15 protein-coding genes are annotated in these 15975 nt (G+C 67.7%); 8 read left to right on the forward strand and 7 right to left on the reverse strand.

Going from position 1 to position 15975, the window contains the following annotated elements:
* Positions 1 to 118 precede the first annotated feature (118 nt).
* The 4 genes from AC1PZ7_RS13370 to AC1PZ7_RS13385 all read left to right on the forward strand — a co-directional run bounded on the left by AC1PZ7_RS13370 (position 119) and on the right by AC1PZ7_RS13385 (position 4054).
* Positions 119 to 1153 carry an ABC transporter substrate-binding protein gene (locus tag AC1PZ7_RS13370; RefSeq protein ID WP_482355710.1) on the forward strand — a complete coding sequence of 345 codons (1035 nt, stop codon included), beginning with the start codon at positions 119 to 121 and terminating at the stop codon, positions 1151 to 1153.
* A gap of 169 nt (positions 1154 to 1322) precedes the next feature.
* On the forward strand, positions 1323 to 2150 hold the full coding sequence (locus tag AC1PZ7_RS13375; protein WP_482359644.1) for an ABC transporter permease: 828 nt from the start codon (positions 1323 to 1325) through the stop codon (positions 2148 to 2150).
* Positions 2151 to 2153: 3 nt separating this feature from the next.
* Positions 2154 to 2951 carry an ABC transporter permease gene (locus tag AC1PZ7_RS13380; RefSeq protein WP_482355711.1) on the forward strand — a complete coding sequence of 266 codons (798 nt, stop codon included), beginning with the start codon at positions 2154 to 2156 and terminating at the stop codon, positions 2949 to 2951.
* Positions 2948 to 4054, forward strand: coding sequence for an ABC transporter ATP-binding protein (locus tag AC1PZ7_RS13385; protein WP_482355712.1), 1107 nt, complete (start codon positions 2948 to 2950; stop codon positions 4052 to 4054). The genes AC1PZ7_RS13380 and AC1PZ7_RS13385 overlap by 4 nt, the downstream gene beginning before the upstream one ends.
* Before the next feature lie 69 nt (positions 4055 to 4123).
* On the opposite strand, the gene AC1PZ7_RS13390 is transcribed toward AC1PZ7_RS13385, so the two are convergent.
* The 5 genes from AC1PZ7_RS13390 to AC1PZ7_RS13410 are packed head-to-tail and all read right to left on the reverse strand — an operon-like array spanning position 4124 to position 9819.
* The gene (locus tag AC1PZ7_RS13390) at positions 4124 to 5089 is read right to left on the reverse strand and encodes an ABC transporter substrate-binding protein (protein ID WP_482355713.1); all 966 of its coding nucleotides are present in this window, start codon (positions 5087 to 5089) and stop codon (positions 4124 to 4126) included.
* A 27-nt stretch (positions 5090 to 5116) separates the two neighbouring features.
* Positions 5117 to 6118: an ABC transporter permease gene (locus AC1PZ7_RS13395; protein WP_482355714.1), complete on the reverse strand. Its 1002-nt coding sequence runs from the start codon at positions 6116 to 6118 to the stop codon at positions 5117 to 5119.
* Positions 6111 to 7631, reverse strand: coding sequence for a sugar ABC transporter ATP-binding protein (locus tag AC1PZ7_RS13400; RefSeq protein WP_482355715.1), 1521 nt, complete (start codon positions 7629 to 7631; stop codon positions 6111 to 6113). Before AC1PZ7_RS13400 ends, AC1PZ7_RS13395 begins: the two co-directional genes overlap by 8 nt.
* On the reverse strand, positions 7628 to 8764 hold the full coding sequence (locus AC1PZ7_RS13405) for a Gfo/Idh/MocA family protein (protein ID WP_482355716.1): 1137 nt from the start codon (positions 8762 to 8764) through the stop codon (positions 7628 to 7630). The genes AC1PZ7_RS13400 and AC1PZ7_RS13405 overlap by 4 nt, the downstream gene beginning before the upstream one ends.
* Positions 8761 to 9819 carry a sugar phosphate isomerase/epimerase family protein gene (locus AC1PZ7_RS13410; RefSeq protein ID WP_482355717.1) on the reverse strand — a complete coding sequence of 353 codons (1059 nt, stop codon included), beginning with the start codon at positions 9817 to 9819 and terminating at the stop codon, positions 8761 to 8763. Before AC1PZ7_RS13410 ends, AC1PZ7_RS13405 begins: the two co-directional genes overlap by 4 nt.
* Before the next feature lie 169 nt (positions 9820 to 9988).
* Between AC1PZ7_RS13410 and AC1PZ7_RS13415 the strand changes: the two genes are divergently transcribed.
* Positions 9989 to 11002 (forward strand): LacI family DNA-binding transcriptional regulator, encoded by a 1014-nt coding sequence (locus tag AC1PZ7_RS13415; protein WP_482355718.1) that lies wholly within the window; start codon positions 9989 to 9991, stop codon positions 11000 to 11002.
* A 53-nt stretch (positions 11003 to 11055) separates the two neighbouring features.
* On the opposite strand, the gene AC1PZ7_RS13420 is transcribed toward AC1PZ7_RS13415, so the two are convergent.
* Both AC1PZ7_RS13420 and AC1PZ7_RS13425 read right to left on the reverse strand, forming a co-directional pair.
* A complete protein-coding gene (locus AC1PZ7_RS13420) occupies positions 11056 to 11298 on the reverse strand; it encodes a BrnA antitoxin family protein (protein WP_482355719.1) in 243 nt (80 codons plus the stop codon).
* Between the two features lie 329 nt (positions 11299 to 11627).
* Positions 11628 to 12590: a LysR family transcriptional regulator gene (locus tag AC1PZ7_RS13425; RefSeq protein WP_482355720.1), complete on the reverse strand. Its 963-nt coding sequence runs from the start codon at positions 12588 to 12590 to the stop codon at positions 11628 to 11630.
* Between the two features lie 202 nt (positions 12591 to 12792).
* Here AC1PZ7_RS13425 and AC1PZ7_RS13430 point away from each other — a divergent pair, with 202 nt between their 5' ends.
* The 3 genes from AC1PZ7_RS13430 to AC1PZ7_RS13440 are packed head-to-tail and all read left to right on the forward strand — an operon-like array spanning position 12793 to position 15968.
* The gene (locus tag AC1PZ7_RS13430; protein WP_482355721.1) at positions 12793 to 13884 is read left to right on the forward strand and encodes an ABC transporter ATP-binding protein; all 1092 of its coding nucleotides are present in this window, start codon (positions 12793 to 12795) and stop codon (positions 13882 to 13884) included.
* A 36-nt stretch (positions 13885 to 13920) separates the two neighbouring features.
* Positions 13921 to 14643, forward strand: a complete 723-nt coding sequence (locus AC1PZ7_RS13435; protein WP_482355722.1) for an HAD-IA family hydrolase — start codon at positions 13921 to 13923, stop codon at positions 14641 to 14643.
* A gap of 20 nt (positions 14644 to 14663) precedes the next feature.
* Positions 14664 to 15968, forward strand: coding sequence for an NAD(P)/FAD-dependent oxidoreductase (locus AC1PZ7_RS13440; RefSeq protein WP_482355723.1), 1305 nt, complete (start codon positions 14664 to 14666; stop codon positions 15966 to 15968).
* Positions 15969 to 15975: the final 7 nt, after the last annotated feature.

Raw genomic sequence — 15975 nt, forward strand, 5'->3', positions numbered from 1 at the left:
AGGCGTTTCCACGCGGGAGAGCGGCTCTCTCGCGCAAGGACGATGCGTCAGAACGAAAGATCAAGGCGCGAAAAAGCGCCGCGTGCCGACCATAACCAGAGAACCACAGGGGAATAGCATGTCTCGCAAGTTCAAGATCGGCTGGGTCGGAGGGCTGGCCCTCGGTGCGCTCGTCGCTGGCGCGGGCCTCGGCGTCGCCAAGTCGGGCTCCATCGTCTTCACCAGCTGGGGCGGCACCACTCAGGACGCGCAGAAGAAGGACTGGGCCGAGCCCTTCACCAAGAAGACCGGCATCGCCGTGAAGCAGGACGGACCGACCGATTACGGCAAGCTGAAAGCCATGGTCGAGAGCGGCAACGTCACCTGGGATGTCGTGGACGTCGAGGCGGACTTCGCCGCCGCCGCCGCCAAGGACGGGCTGATCGAACCGATCGACTTCAGCATCGTCAAGCGCGCCGATCTCGATCCGCGCTTCGTCACCGACCACGCGGTCGGCAGCTTCTATTACTCCTTCGTGCTCGGCTTCAACCCGGCCAGCCTTGCCGGCAAGACGCCGAAGAGCTGGGCGGACGTGTTCGACACCAAGGCCTTCCCCGGCAAGCGCACCTTCTACAAATGGTCGGCGCCGGGCGTGCTGGAGATCGCGCTGCTCGCCGACGGCGTGCCGGCGGACAAGCTCTACCCGCTCGACCTCGACCGCGCCTTCAAGAAGCTCGACACGATCAAGGGCGACATCGTGTGGTGGGGCACCGGCGCGCAGTCGCAGCAGCTTCTCGCCTCGGGCGAGGCGCCGATCGGCCAGTTCTGGAACGGCCGCCTCTTCGCGCTGGAGCAGAGCGGCGAGAAGGTCGGCATCTCCTGGGAGCAGAACCTGACCGCCGCCGACATGCTCGTCGTGCCGAAGGGCTCGAAGAACAAGGAAGCGGCGATGAAGTTCCTCGCCGAGGCGACCAGCCCCGAGGGGCAGGCGAGCTTCGCCACCGACAGCGGCTACGCGCCGGTCAACGTCAAGTCGGCGGCGCTGATGCCGAAGGATGTGGCGGCGAACCTGCCGGACAAGCACACCACCTCGCAGATCAATCTCGACATGGGCTACTGGGCCGCCCATCGCGACGAGATCGGCAAGCGCTGGTACGCTTGGCAGGCGCAGTGACGCCTGTCCTCCCCGACGACGCCGCGACGTCCGCGCCGGCACGCGCGGACGTCCTCTCAGCTTCCCCCGTTCCGGTCCTTCAGGCCGGAACGGGCCGAGCGACCTTCGACGAGCGCCCATGACCGTGATCGACGCCGCGACACGCCCCGCCCCGCATGCGCCTCCGGCCATGCCGCGCCGCACCTCCCGCGGCTTCGCGTCGGTCGTGCCGGCGCTGCTGCTTGTCGGCTGCATCTTCGTGCTGCCGGTTCTCGCCCTGCTGCTGCGAAGCGTGCTCGAGCCGCAGCCCGGGCTGCAGAACTACGCCGCCTTCTTCGCCTCGACGACCTATCTCAAGGTCCTCGGCAACACCTTCCTGGTCGCCGGCACGGTGACGGTGGCGACCGTGCTGCTCGGCTTCCCGGTGGCGTGGTTCCTCGCCATCGCGCCGGGGTTCTGGTCGCGGCTGCTGTTCGCCATCGTGATCCTGTCGATGTGGACCAACCTGCTGGCGCGCACCTATGCCTGGATGGTGCTGCTGCAGCGCACCGGCATCATCAACCGGACGCTGATGAATCTCGGGATCATTTCCGAGCCGCTGCCGCTCATCAACAATCTGGCCGGCGTCACCATCGGCATGACCTACATCATGCTGCCCTTCATGATCCTGCCGCTGCACGCGACCATCCGCTCCATCGATCCGTCCGTCTTCCAGGCGGCGGCGCTGTGCGGGGCGAGCCGCTGGCAGGCCTTCACGCGGGTGATGCTGCCGCTCACCGCCTCCGGCGTCGCGGCCGGCGCGCTGATGGTGTTCGTGATGTCGCTCGGCTACTTCATCACCCCGGCGCTGCTCGGCGGCACGTCGAACATGATGCTTGCCGAACTGATCGCCCAGCTCGTCCAGTCGTTGCTGGATTGGGGGCTGGCGGGTGCGGCGGCGCTGATCCTTTTGACCATCACGCTGGCCATCTATCTCGTGCAGCTCCGCTTCTTCGGCTTCGGACAGGCGAGGAGCTGAACCATGCTGCTCGACTTCTCCCGCCTCGGCGCCTGGCGCGTCGCCCTCATTCTCATCGCGCTGCTGGTCGGCGCCTATCTGCTGCTGCCGATCCTGCTGATCGTCGCGCTGTCCTTCGGCTCCTCGCAATGGCTGCAGTTTCCGCCGCCGGGCTGGACGCTGCGCTGGTATGAGGAACTGTTCGACGATCCCGAATGGATCGCCTCCTTCCTCACCAGCTTCCAGATCGCCGCCGTCGTCACCGTGCTGTCGGTCGGCATCGGGCTGATGGCCTCCTTCGGCCTGACGCGCGGCACCTTCCGGGGGCGGGAGGCTCTGCGCGCGCTGTTCCTCACGCCGATGATCCTGCCGGTGGTGGTGCTGGCGGTGGCGCTCTACGCCTTCTTCCTGCGCCTGCATCTGAACGGTACCTTCGTCGGCTTCGTGCTGGCGCATCTCGTCATCGCGCTGCCCTTCTCGATCATCGCCATCTGCAATGCGCTGGAGCGCTTCGACCGCGACATCGAGACCGCCGCCATCGTGTGCGGCGCCAGCCCGCTGGAAGCCAAGATCCGTGTCACCCTGCCGGGCATCCGGCTCGGCCTCGTCAGCGCGGCGATCTTCTCGTTTCTCGCCTCCTGGGACGAGGTGGTCATCGCCATCTTCATGGCCAGCCCCGACCTCCAGACGCTGCCGGTGCGCATCTTCGGCACGCTGAGGCAGGACCTCTCGCCGGTCATCGCCGCCGTCTCGACGGTGCTGATCGGATTGACCGCTGCCCTCATGGCCCTGGCCGCTCTCCGCAAGGACACCCGCCCATGACAACGCCCTTCCTCGAGATACGCGGCATCACCAAGACCTTCGGCAAGGTCGCCGCCGTTTCCGACGTGTCGCTCGACATTGCGCGCGGCGAGTTCATGACGTTCCTCGGCCCCTCCGGCTCCGGCAAGAGCACCACGCTCTACATGATCGCCGGGTTCTTCGAGCCGAGCGCCGGCGACATCCGCCTGGAGGGGCGCAGCATCCTCGCCGAGCCGTCGAACAAGCGGAACATCGGCATGGTGTTCCAGCGCTACACGCTGTTCCCCCATCTCAGCGTCGCGGAGAACGTCGCCTTTCCGCTGCGCGTCCGCCGCCGCCCGCGTGCCGAGATTGGCCGCAAGGTCGAGGAGATGCTGGCGCTGGTGCGGCTGGAGCGCTTCGCCGACCGCATGCCGGCGCAGCTTTCGGGCGGCCAGCAGCAGCGCGTCGCGCTTGCCCGTGCCCTCGCCTACGATCCCCCGCTGCTGCTGATGGACGAGCCGCTCTCGGCGCTCGACAAGAAGCTGCGCGAGGAAATCCAGACCGAGATTCGCCGCATCCATCGCGAGACCGGCGTCACCATCCTCTATGTCACGCACGACCAGGAGGAGGCGCTGCGCCTGTCCGACCGTGTCGCCTTGTTCAACCATGGCCGCATCGAGCAGGTGGGCAAGGGCCGCGAGCTCTACGACGCGCCGCGCACCCGCTTCGTCGCCGACTTCGTCGGCCATTCGAACTTCCTCGACTGCAGCATTGCCGGAAGGCGCGGCGAGCGGGCGGAGATCGTCTTTCCCGACGGCAGCCGGCTCTCCGACGTGCCGTTCCACGATCCCGCGCACATGCGCGATACCGCGCCGTCCGCCGCGCAGAGCAGTCTGATGGTGCGGCCGGACCGGGTGCGCATCGACGTCTCCGGCAAACCCTCAAGCGTGCCTGGGATCGATGCCGTGCTGACCGATGCGACCTTCATCGGCGAGACCTTCCACTTCGCGGTCATGACGGCCTGGGGTGCCCCGGTGGACGTCCGCGTCGCCGCCGGAACGCCCATGCCAACCGATTATGCGGTCGGCGACCGGGTCCGGCTGAGCTGGGAAGCCGATCACGCCTGCCTGTTCGCGAAATGAACGGACGGGGACGCCGCCGCGATGGCGTCGTTCCCGTCCGCCCCTGCCCGTTCGTCTGGCCCCCCGGCGTCAGAACGGGCTGTTCGGGAAGTAGAAGTGCGCCGCGTTTTCCGGCGTGATCAGCGTCGAGCCGATGATGAAGCGGCCATAGACCGGCGTGTCGGAGACGAAGCGCAGCGCGGTGATCTCCAGCGCGGTGGAAATCTGCGCCGGCGGATAGGACACGTCGACCGGGATCTGCGGGTCCTTGTCCATCACCCGCTTGATGATCTCCTTCATGCCGGCGCCGCCGACGATCCACATCTCCTTCTGGCGGCCGGACTGCGAGATCGCTTCCAGCACGCCGATGGCCATGTCGTCGTCGGCCGCCCAGACCGCGTCGATCTGCTTGTGCTTGGACAGGTAGTCCTGCATCACGGAGAACGCCTTGTCGCGGTTCCAGTTGCCGTGCTGCATGTCGAGGATCTCGATCCCGGACCCGTCGATGGCGGCCTTGAAGGCGTCGACGCGCTCATTGTCGAGCGTGGTGGGAATGCCGCGCAGCACGACGATCTTGGCGCCGGGCTTGAGGTTGGCCTTGAAATACTCGCCCGAGACCCGGCCGAAGGCGGTGTTGTCGCCGGCGACATAGAGGTCCTCGATGCCGGGCTGCGACAGGCCGCGGTCGACCACCGTCACCCATTTGCCGGCGTCCTTCACCGCCTTGACGGGGCTTGTCAGCGGCTCGGATTCGAAGGGCAGCACGACCAGCGCGTCGATGTTGCGCGTCGCCACCATGTCCTCGATGTCGTTCACCTGCTTGCCGACCGCGCCGGCGGTGGCGAGCACGAACTCCAGGTTGGGATAGGTCGCCTTCAGCCGCTTGATGGTCTCCTGCGCGTGCCAGTTCAGTCCGCCCATGAAGCCGTGGGTGGCGGAGGGGATCGAGACGCCGATCACCGCCTTCTTCGCCTGCGCCGCCGCGGGAAGGGAAAAGCCGGTGGCGGCAGTGGCCGCGCCGACGGCGGCGGTAGTGAGGAATGTCCTGCGTTCCATTGTCGTTTCCTCCCGTTGCCTCCGCTCTCAGGCGGATGATGATTTGCCGCGCTGGAGAACCACCGCGAGCACGATGATGACGCCCTGGATCGTCCCGTTGAGATAGGGGGAGACGAGGTCCGCCAGGATGAGGATGTTGTCGATCAGGCTGAGGATCAGCACGCCCACCACCGTGCCCCAGACGCGGCCAAAGCCGCCCTTGAGGGCGGTGCCGCCGATGATCACGGCGGCGATGGCTTCCAGCTCCCACAGCATGCCGGTGGAACCGGAGGCCGAGCCGAGCCGCGGCACGTACATGATGGTGGCGAGCCCGACGAGCAGGCCCAGCAGCACATAGGTCATCATCCGCACGCGGTCGACGTTCACCGCCGAATAGCGGGCGACCTTGTCGCTGGAACCGATCGCCTCGCAGTAGCGGCCGAAGCGCGTGTGCCGCATCGCGATCTGCCCGGCGATGGCGACGAGGGCGAAGACGAGGATCGGCCAGGCAATGCCGAACAGGCCGGAATAATAGACCGGCCGGTAGAACTGCCGCACGCCGAAGTCGAGGCTGATGGTGCCGCCATCGGCGAGCCACGTCACCAGGGAGCGGAAAATGCCCATGGTGCCGAGGGTGACGATGAAGGGTTCGATGCGCGCCTTGGTGACGAGAAGCCCGTTGCCGAGTCCGGCGAGCAGTCCCACCCCGAGCGCGATCGCCATGCCGGCGAGCACCAGCGGCACGCCGACGCCCATGGAAGGCAGCAGCGCGTTCATGGCGAGGATCATGACCCCGGCGATGAACGCGGCCATCGAGCCGACCGACAGGTCGAGCCCGCCGGAGGTGATGACGAAGGTCATGCCGACCGCGATCATGCCGATGAAGGCCGAGCGGGCCAGCACGTTTGTGATGTTGCCGGCGGAGAGGAAATTGTCGTTCAGGAACGCGCCGAGCGCGACGAGCAGGATCAGCGCCAGCAGCGGGCCAAGAGCGGAGAGGCCAGGCAGGCGCGAGGTGCGGGCCGGCGGGGACATGGCGGTATCAGTCATTGGGACGCACCTCGCCGGTGCCAGCCTCGCTGGTGCCCATCACCAGCCGCACCACGTTGGTCTCGCTGATGCGATCGCCTGTCAGTTCGCCGGCGATGGTGCCGTGGCGCATGACGAGGACGCGGTCGGAGAGGCCGAGGATCTCGGGCATGTCGGAGGAAATCACGATGACGCTGCGTCCTTCGGAGGCGAGGTGGTCGATGAAGGCGTAGATCTGGCTCTTGGTGCCGACGTCGATGCCCCGCGTGGGTTCATCGATGATGACGATCTCGGGCTCCGCCAGCAGCGTCTTGGCGAGCAGCAGCTTCTGCTGGTTGCCGCCCGACAGATTGCCCGCGACCATGTCGCGGCGCGGCGCGCGGATGTCGAACTCCTCGATCGCCCGGCTCAGCGCCTCCTCTTCCCGCGCCTTCGAGAGGAAGGGACTGCCGAAGCGCGGAAGGGTGGAGAGGGTCAGGTTCTCGCGCAGGGTCTTGTCGAGCAGCAGGCCGCGCTCCTTCCGGTCCTCGGTGAGGTAGGCGATGCCGTATGTTGCCGCCTCCTGAACCGAACGGATGCGAACGGGGGCGCCGTTGCGCCGTATCTCCCCGCTCGCCGCGCGCAGCCCCACCAGCCCCTCGGCGAGTTCGGTGCGGCCGGAGCCGACGAGCCCGGAGATGCCGAGCACCTCGCCCCGGCGCAGGCGGAAGGACACGTCGTGGACCAGCGGCGGCACGGCGAAGTCCCGCACCTCGATCGCGACCTCCCCGGCCGCGTGGCGGTGGCCCGGATAGATGTCCGCGAGGTCGCGCCCGACCATGGCGGTCGCCATGCCGTCCTCGGTCAGCTCGCCGCGCATCGCCCGGCGCACCACCGCGCCGTCGCGCAGCACGGTGACGCGGTCGGCGATCCGCGAGACCTCCTCCAGCCGGTGCGAGGTATAGAGCAGCGCCACGCCCTGCGCGCGCAGGCGGTCGATCTGGCGGAAAAGCACCTCCACCTCGCGATGGGTCAGCACGGCGGAGGGCTCGTCCATGATGAGGACGCGCGCCTTGCGCGACAGCGCCTTGGCGATCTCGACCATCTGCCGGTCGGAAACGGTGAGGTCGCGAATGCGGGCGTCGGGGGCGATGCGGCTGTCGAGCTGGTCGAGCAGTTCCTGCGTGCCGCGACGCATGGCGCGATGGTCGAGGAGGACGCGGCCGATCTCGCGCCCGAGCCAGATGTTCTCGGTGACGGTGAGGTCCGGCGCGAGGTTGAACTCCTGGTGGATCACCACGACGCCGGCCGCTTCCGCCTCGGCGCCGCTGGCATAGGGCGCGGGCCGGCCGTCGAGCAGCACCTGTCCCGACGAGGCCGGCAGGAAGCCGCCGAGGATTCTCATGATGGTCGACTTGCCGGCGCCGTTCTCGCCGATCAGCGCGTGGACCTCGCCGGGATGCAGAGCGAAGTCGACGCCGTGCAGAACCTCGATCGGTCCAAAGCTCTTGCGGACGTCGCGGAGCTCGAGCACCGGCGCCGCGCCCGCCTTCATAACGTCACCCAGGCGGCGTTGCGCCTCGACGACTGGACGCAGGCCTCGACGAAGCGCATGCCCGCGAGCCCGTCCGCCAGCGTCGGGTAGACCACACCGGCCGGCGGCGGCTCGCCGGCCCGATGGGCGCGGATCGCCCGCGCCGCCTCGGCATAGATGTTGGCGAAGCCTTCGAGGTAGCCCTCGGGGTGGCCCGGCGGGATGCGCGAGACACGCGTCGCTTCCGGCAGCGCGCCGGCCCCGTTGCGGGTGAACAGCCGCTTGGGCTGGCCGAACGGGGTGAACCACAGGCGGTTCGGGTCCTCCTGCGCCCATTCGAGGCCGCCCTTCTCGCCGAAGATGCGCAGGCGCAGCCCGTTCTCGTTGCCCGGCGCGACCTGGCTGGCCCAGAGCATGCCCCTCGCGCCGCCGTCGAAACGCAAGAGTACATGGGCGTTGTCGTCGAGCGCGCGGCCCGGCACGAAGATGGAGAGGTCCGCCGCCAGCGCCTCCGGCGTCAGGCCGGAGACGAAGCAGGCGAGGTTGTAGGCGTGGGTACCGATGTCACCGGTGGCGCCGCCGGCGCCGGAACGCTCCGGGTCGGTGCGCCACTCGGCCTGCTTGGAACCATGCCTTTCGGCCGCCTCGGTCAGCCACTCCTGCACATATTCCACCTGAACCAGGCGGATCTTGCCCAGTTCGCCGGCCGCGACCAGGGCACGCGCCTGACGTACCATCGGGTAGCCGGTGTAGTTGTGGGTGAGGATGAACAGCGCCTTCGACTGTTCGGCCACCTTGGCGAGCTTCCGCGCTTCCGCCATCGTCGCGGTCAGCGGCTTGTCGCAGATGACATGGATGCCGCGCTTGAGGAACTCGATCGCCGGACCGGCATGCATGTGGTTCGGGGTGACGATCGCCACGGCCTCGATGCCATCCTTGCGGCGGGCCTCGCCCTTCGCCATGGCGACGAAATCGTCATAGCTGCGCGTGATCCCCAGAGCCTGCGCCGAAGCGCGGGCCTTCTCCGGGGTGGAGGAGAGCGCGCCGGCTACGAGCGTGAACTCGCCGTCGAGCCGCGCGGCGATGCGGTGGACGGCGCCGATGAAGGCGCCGGAGCCGCCGCCCACCATGCCGAGGCGGATCGGGGCGTTCATCGGTCGAGGCCCAGCAGGCGGCGATTGGCGGCGCGATCCGTGCCGGCCGCCGCGAAATCGTCGAAGGCGCGCTCGGTGACACGGATGATGTGGTTCTTCACGAAGGCCGCGCCCTCGCGCGCGCCGTCCTCGGGATGCTTCAGGCAGCACTCCCACTCGACCACGGCCCAGCCGTCGAAATCCATGGCGGCGAGCTTGGAGAAGATGGAGCCGAAATCGACCTGCCCGTCGCCCAGGCTGCGGAAGCGCCCGGCACGGTTGAGCCAGGGCTGGTAGCCGCCATAGACGCCCTTGCGTCCGGTCGGATTGAACTCGGCGTCCTTGACGTGGAACATGCCGATGCGCTCGGCATAGATGTCGAGGTGATCGAGATAGTCGAGCTGCTGCAGCACGTAGTGCGAGGGATCGTAGAGCATCTTGGCGCGCGGATGCTGGTCCACGCGGTCGAGGAACATCTCGAAGGTGTCGCCGTCGTGCAAATCCTCGCCGGGGTGGATCTCGAAGCAGATGTCGACGCCGCAACTATCCGCGTGGTCGAGGAGCGGGCGCCAGCGGCGGGCCAGCTCGTCGAAGGCTTCCTCGATCAGCCCCGCCGGCCGCTGTGGCCACGGGTAGACATAGGGCCAAGCGAGCGCGCCGGAAAAGCTCACCATGGCGGTGAGCCCGAGGTTCTTCGAGGCCGTGAGCGCCTTCTTCACCTGGTCGACCGCCCATTCCTGCCGCGCCGAGGGATTGCCGTGCACGCTCGCGGGGGCGAAGGCGTCGAACATCGCGTCATAGGCGGGGTGGACCGCCACAAGCTGGCCCTGCAGATGGGTGGACAATTCGGTGACGACGACCCCGTTCTGCGCGCCCTGCCCGGCCCATTCCGAACACCAGTCGCGCGAGGCGGCGGCACGGTCGAGATCGAGGATGCGCGGATCGTTGGTGGGCACCTGCACGCCGGCATAGCCGCACTCGTCGGCCCACCGCGTGATGTCGTTCCAGCTGTCGAAGGGCGCATCAGTGCCGATGAACTGGGCCAGAAACAGGCCCGGTCCCTTGATGGTCCGCATGTCTTCCTCCCGACCGGACGTTGCCGGCCAACCGCTTGTGTTTTTGTAATCGGTTGCAATCAGCGTAACGGAGTCATGTAATCGATTGCAAGAGGGGGTCGGCACCGTCTTCCGTTACGGCAGTGTGAGCGGATTGCCAATCGGGCACCGGCGCGTCTATGGAGTGGCCATGCAGCACCAGAGACCGAAGATCGTGGACGTGGCGCGGCTTGCCGGCGTTTCCACCGCCACGGTCAGCCGTGTCCTCTCCAACCCGGATGTCGTGAGCGCCGAGACAAGGCGGAGCGTCGAGGAGGCGATCCGGCAGACCGGCTACCGGCTCAACCACGCCGCGCGCAATCTGCGCCACCGGCGTACCGGCGGCGTCGTGGCGCTGGTGCCGAATCTGTCCAACCCCTTTTTCTCGCAGATCCTCGCCGGCATGGCGGCGGTGCTGGCGGCGGCCGGCTATAATCTGCTGGTCGCCGACACCTGCGCCATGGGCGGGGAAACCCTGCTCAGCTATGCCGAGCCCAGCCGGGCCGACGGGCTGATCGTGCTCGACGGGTCGCTGCCTGCCGACGGACTGGCGCGCCGGGTGCCGGTGGTGCTCGCCTGCGAGTGGATTCCCGGCTTTGCCGCGCCGCGCGTGAAGATCGACAACCGGGCGGCGGCGCGTATGGCCGTCGACCACCTCGCCGATCTCGGCCACCAGCGGATCGGCCATGTCGCGGGTCCGCCCGGCAATGTGCTGACGGAAGCGAGACTGGCGGGCACCGAAGAGGCGCTGAAGGCCCGGGGGCTGCCGTCACCGACGGTCTTCCCGGGCGACTTCAGCCTCGATTCCGGCCGCCGCGCGGGCGAGGCGTGGCTGACCCTGCCGGCGGACGAGCGCCCGACAGCGGTTTTCCTCGCCAGCGATGCGATGGCCTGCGGCTTCATCGGCGAGCTTCAGCACCGCGGCGTGGCGGTGCCGCGTGATGTCTCCGTGATGGGCTTCGACGACATCGAGCTCGTGGCGCACATGACCCCGGCGCTCTCCACCATCCGCCAGCCGCGCGAGTCGATCGGCCGCCACGCGGCGCAACGCCTGCTCGATCGGATCGGCGGCGATGAATGCCCCGACGACACGGTGCTGCCGGTGGAGCTGGTGCTGCGGGGAAGCACCGCCCCTCCCCCCTCCCCGCCGAACGCGCGGGCCTGAATTTCGCCGCTGCCGCGACTGCCGAACGCCCGGCAGGCCGGCCACGTCCGCTGCTAGAGTCCGGCGGCCTTGCGCAGCGCGGCGTTCATCCGGTCCTGCCAGCCCGCGCCGCCCTCCTGAAAGTGCTCCAGCACTTCGCGATCGAGGCGGATGGACACGAGTTCCTTGGCATTCGGGAGCACCGGGGCGGCGGCGGCCGGCGCACTGGCCGGCGGCGGTGCCGTGACGGTCTTGAACGCCGCCTCGGCGGCATCGCGGGCTGAACCGCCGAAGCGGCGGGTGGTCGGACTGCGCATATGGTAGGTTCCTAGCGTCGCGGACGGCTTATTCTACAGAGCAACCCGTGCTCGCTTATCAGCAGCCCTGAGGCTTCCATCCTACCGGCACCGCCCGCGAGCGCACAACATGCGCGTCGGGCCGGGCCCGCACCGCGCGCCCATTCTTCCACAGCGCCGTCGCATGCCCGCTTCGACCGGGCCGTCGGGCATGGAGCCTGGTCATTGGCCATCCTCCCCGCCGCGCGCAGCGCACCCCTGGCATTTCGGGGCATGAAACGTCGCCTGATGCCGGCGCGCCGCGCCTGCGGCGGCAAGCCGGTCGACGGCTCGGTTTGCCGCCCACGGTTTCAGGCGTGGCGGCGGTCCAGAACCTCGCGGATCCCGAGTTCGGGATAGAATTCCGCCACGTGCCGCACGTCCTCGTTGAGCCGAGCGACGATCCAGTCGCGCAGTTCGGCCACGATGGGGCGCAGCGGCTTGTCGCGGGAGCGCACGAACTGGCAGTGACGCCCGGTGGTCCTGATACGCGAACTCGCCGGCACCAGCGCCTGCGTGCGCAGCCAGTGGCAGGTGACGTTCAGCCAGCCAAGCGCCACGCCCTGGCCGAGCATGGCCGCCTGCACGACGATCGCGTAATCGGAGAAGATCATCGAATTGGTCGCCGCGCCGGGGTCGCCGGGAAAGAACACATGCGACCAGTCGGGCTGCACATCGTCGAGATTGATCAGGGTCTCGACCGGGGTGGCTGCCTCCCTCACCGATCCACCCTGCGTGTCGCGGTAGCCGGGGCTGCAGATCGGCACGAGGATCTCCGGCATGATGTAGCTCGCCTCGTGCCGTTCGTCCGGCCGATCGAGGAAGCGCATGCCGAGATCGACATCGGTGACCGGTCCCGACAGCGCCGACATGATCAGCTGGAAGCGCAGTTCGAGCGAAGGAAAGGCCCGCTTGATCTCCGCCATGTGCGGCATGATCCAGTGGGTCGTGAAACCGGTCGAGACCGATAGCGTGACGGTCTCCACGCCGGTCTTGCGATCCTCGATCTCGCGCAGCGCATGTTCGATGCCCGAGAAGCCGCGCGAGATCGCTTCATAAAGGATGCGCCCGGCTTCCGTCAGCGTCACCCCGCCGAGCGTGCGGTCGAACAGGGTGATGCCGAGATGGTCCTCGAGCCGCCCGATCATGCGGCTCACGGCCGCCGGCGTCACATTGAGTTCCCCGGCGGCACGCGCGAAACTACCGCAGCGAGCCGCCGCTTCGAAGGTGAAGAAGCCGTTCATGGACGGCAGGGCGAGACGAAGCCGGCGCATTACATAATGTAATGTCGGCCGGATTTTTTTTCAATTGAATATGGCTTCGAACGTTGGTCTGTTGCGTTCAACAAATGCAGAACGCACAGCCGAAGACGCGCATTGCGGGGGCGGTCCGGCACCCAGGGGAACCACGGGTGTGACGCCGCCGACCGCGCATATGCGATGTAATGTCTTCGTTCGCTTTCCAGATCGGAACGACATGAGCAGACTGATTTCACGGGATACGGTGGGGGTTACCATTCGAGCGGCTTCCAAATTCTATGGGAGCTTCTGCGCGCTCGACGACATCAACCTTGAGGTCCAGCCCGGCGAATTCGTCTCGATCCTCGGTCCCTCCGGCTCCGGCAAGACGACACTACTCGGCATTCTCGGTGGATTCGTGCCGCCGACCTCCGGCTCGATCCATCTCGGCAGCCGCGACATCACCACCGAGCCGCCGCACCGGCGCGACATCGGGATCGTGTTCCAGAACTACGCGCTGTTCCCGCACATGAACGTCGCGGAGAACGTCACCTTCCCGCTGCGCGCGCGCCGCATGCCGAAATCGGAATGGCCGGAGCGCCTCAAGGCGGCGCTCGACATGGTCGAGCTCGGCGGCTTCGGCGAGCGCCGGATCCACGAACTGTCCGGCGGCCAGCGCCAGCGCGTCGCCCTCGCCCGCGCCATGATCTTCGAGCCGCGGCTGATCCTGATGGACGAGCCGCTCTCGGCGCTCGACAAGCAACTGCGCGAGACCATGCAGATCGAGCTCAAGCACCTGCACCGCAAGCTCGCCGCGACGATGATCTATGTGACGCACGACCAGCGCGAGGCGCTGACCATGAGCGATCGCATCGCCATCATGAACAAGGGGCGCATCGTCCAGGTCGACACGCCCGAAAGGCTGCACGACAACCCGGCCGATTCCTTCGTCGCCGGCTTCATCGGCGAGTCTGCCCTGCTGCCGGTACGCCGCATCGACGACTATACCGTCGAGCTTGACGGCGCGCGCCTCGTCGCGTCCCGGCCGGTTCCGAACCGATCGGACCTGCTCCTGGTCGTCCATTCGGAAAATCTCACCATCGCGCCGGACCATGCGGTCGATGTGACGAACCGGCTCGTCGGCACCGTCAGCGAGACGCTCTACCAGGGCGAGAGCATCCGCATTCTCCTGGACCTCGACAGCGGCGCGCGGCTCAGCCTGCGCGTGCCCAGCAACCATCACGGCCGATCGCTCCTGCGGGCTCCCGGCGAACGCATCGCCGTCGCCATTCACCCGGACGACACCATCGTGGTGCCGCCGGCGGCCTGATCCCTGTTTTCGATCTCTCCTAAAAGGAATGCAGACATGAAGTTCACCGATTTCAAGGTCATGACGTTCGACATCGTCGGAACGCTGATCGACTTCGAAACCGGCGTCCTGACCGCCGTGCGCACGCTGGGCGGGCCGAAGGCCGCCGCGGCGAGCGACGAGGCGATCTTCGAGCCCTACAAGCGCGGGCGCGATCAGTTCTACGGGCGCTCGTCCTTCGCCATGAAGGACGTCTATCTCGCGCTCGCCAACGAATGCGGGTTCAACAATGACGAGGCGACCGCCGAGGCCTTCCAGCTCTCGGTGCTGCGCTGGCCGGCCTTCTCCGATTCCGTCGAGGCGCTGCGCCGGCTGAGAAAGAACTTCCGCCTCGTCGCGATGACCAATGCCGACCGCACCGCCTTCTCGGCCTATTCGGCGACGCTCGGCAATCCCTTCCACGACAGCGTGACCTGCGACGAGGCCGGCTGCGCCAAGCCGGACCCCCGCTTCTTCGCCTTCAACAAGGGGCGTCAGTCGGCGCTCGGCTTCCAGCAGTGCGAGATCTTCCACGTCGCGCAGAGTCAGCATCACGACATCGGCGTCGCCAAGGCCGAGGGCTACACGACGTGCTGGATCGAGCGTCGGCAGGGCCTCAAGGGTTTCGGTGGCACGCCCGACCCCAAGGTGCTGACGCGCCCCGACGTTCACTTCTCATCGCTGAAGCAGCTTGCCGACGCGGTCGACGCCGAACTCGCCGACAGCCGCGTGGCGGCCTGACCGGCAGGAGAGGCGCCGCCATGACCACACGGTCTCCTCCGGTCGACGTCGCCTCGCTCTGGCAGGCGACGTCCGTCGCACGGCCGGCATTCGAAAGCCTGACGGGCGACCAGGCCTTCGACATCGCCATCATCGGCGGGGGCTATACCGGCCTTTCCACCGCGCGCTATCTCGCCAAAGCCGGACTGTCGCCGGTGGTGCTGGAAGCCAATCGCGTCGGCTGGGGCGCGAGCGGGCGCAATGGCGGCGTGGTGTCGGGCAAGTTCCGCGTCGGCTTCAAGGACATTGCCGCGCGCCATGGCATCGATACGGCCCGCCGCATGCACGATGTCGGCCTGGAGGCGATCGAGCATGTCGGCCAGCTGGTCGAAGAACTCGACATCAAAGGCGCGGACTATCGCCCCTCGGGGTCGCTACGCTGCGCCCACAATGCCCTTAGCCTCGAGGCGCTCAAGAGCGAGGTAACCTGGCTGCGCGAGGCGCTGGGCGACACCGAGGCGTCGATCCTGAGCGCGTCGGAGGTCGCGGCAGAGACCGGCTCCAACGGCTTTACCGGCGGCATGCTGAACACGCATGGCGGCGTCATCCATCCGCTCAACTTCGTTTTCGGGCTGGCGGCCGGGCTCAAGGCCGCGGGCATCACCATCTACGAGAACACCCCGGTCACCCGCTTCGGGCGCGACGGAACCGGCGTGGTCGTAGAGACTCCAAACGGGCGGATTACCGCCCGCCAGATCGTCATCGCCACCAATTCCTACTCCGACCTGACGCCGGCGACCGAGGCGGTGCGCAGATCGGTTGTCCCGTTCCGCTCGGCGATGATCGCCACCGAGCCGCTGGCGGGAACGGCCGGTGCGCACCTGCTTTCCAGCGGGCGCAGCTACACCGAGACGCGGCGCATGATGCGCTGGTTCCGCAAGTCGGGCGACCGCCTGCTCTATGGCGGGCGCGGCGCCTTCGGCAAGACCGACACCGAGGCGGCCTTCGCCGCCCTCGAAAAGGCAATGCTTCGTCAGTTTCCCGAACTCGCGGGCGTGAAGGTGACGCACCGCTGGTCAGGACTGGTGGCGATGACGCTGGACAGCCTGCCGCATCTCGGACGCCTCGACGACCGCGTCGTCTACTCGGTCGGCTACAACGGCACCGGCGTGGCGCTGGCCTCCGCGATGGGCCGCCATGTCGCTGCCCTGATCACCGGGGGCAAACCGGATCTCGGCCTGCTCACGCGGCTGCCGCTCCATCCCATCCCTTTCTATGGACTGCGCGAGCCGGCGGTTCGGCTGGTTGCGGGCTGGTACCAGTTTCTCGACGCCATCGGGCGATGACGCGCCG

It is taken from the genome of Ancylobacter sp. TW_SC_1 (assembly GCF_056836805.1).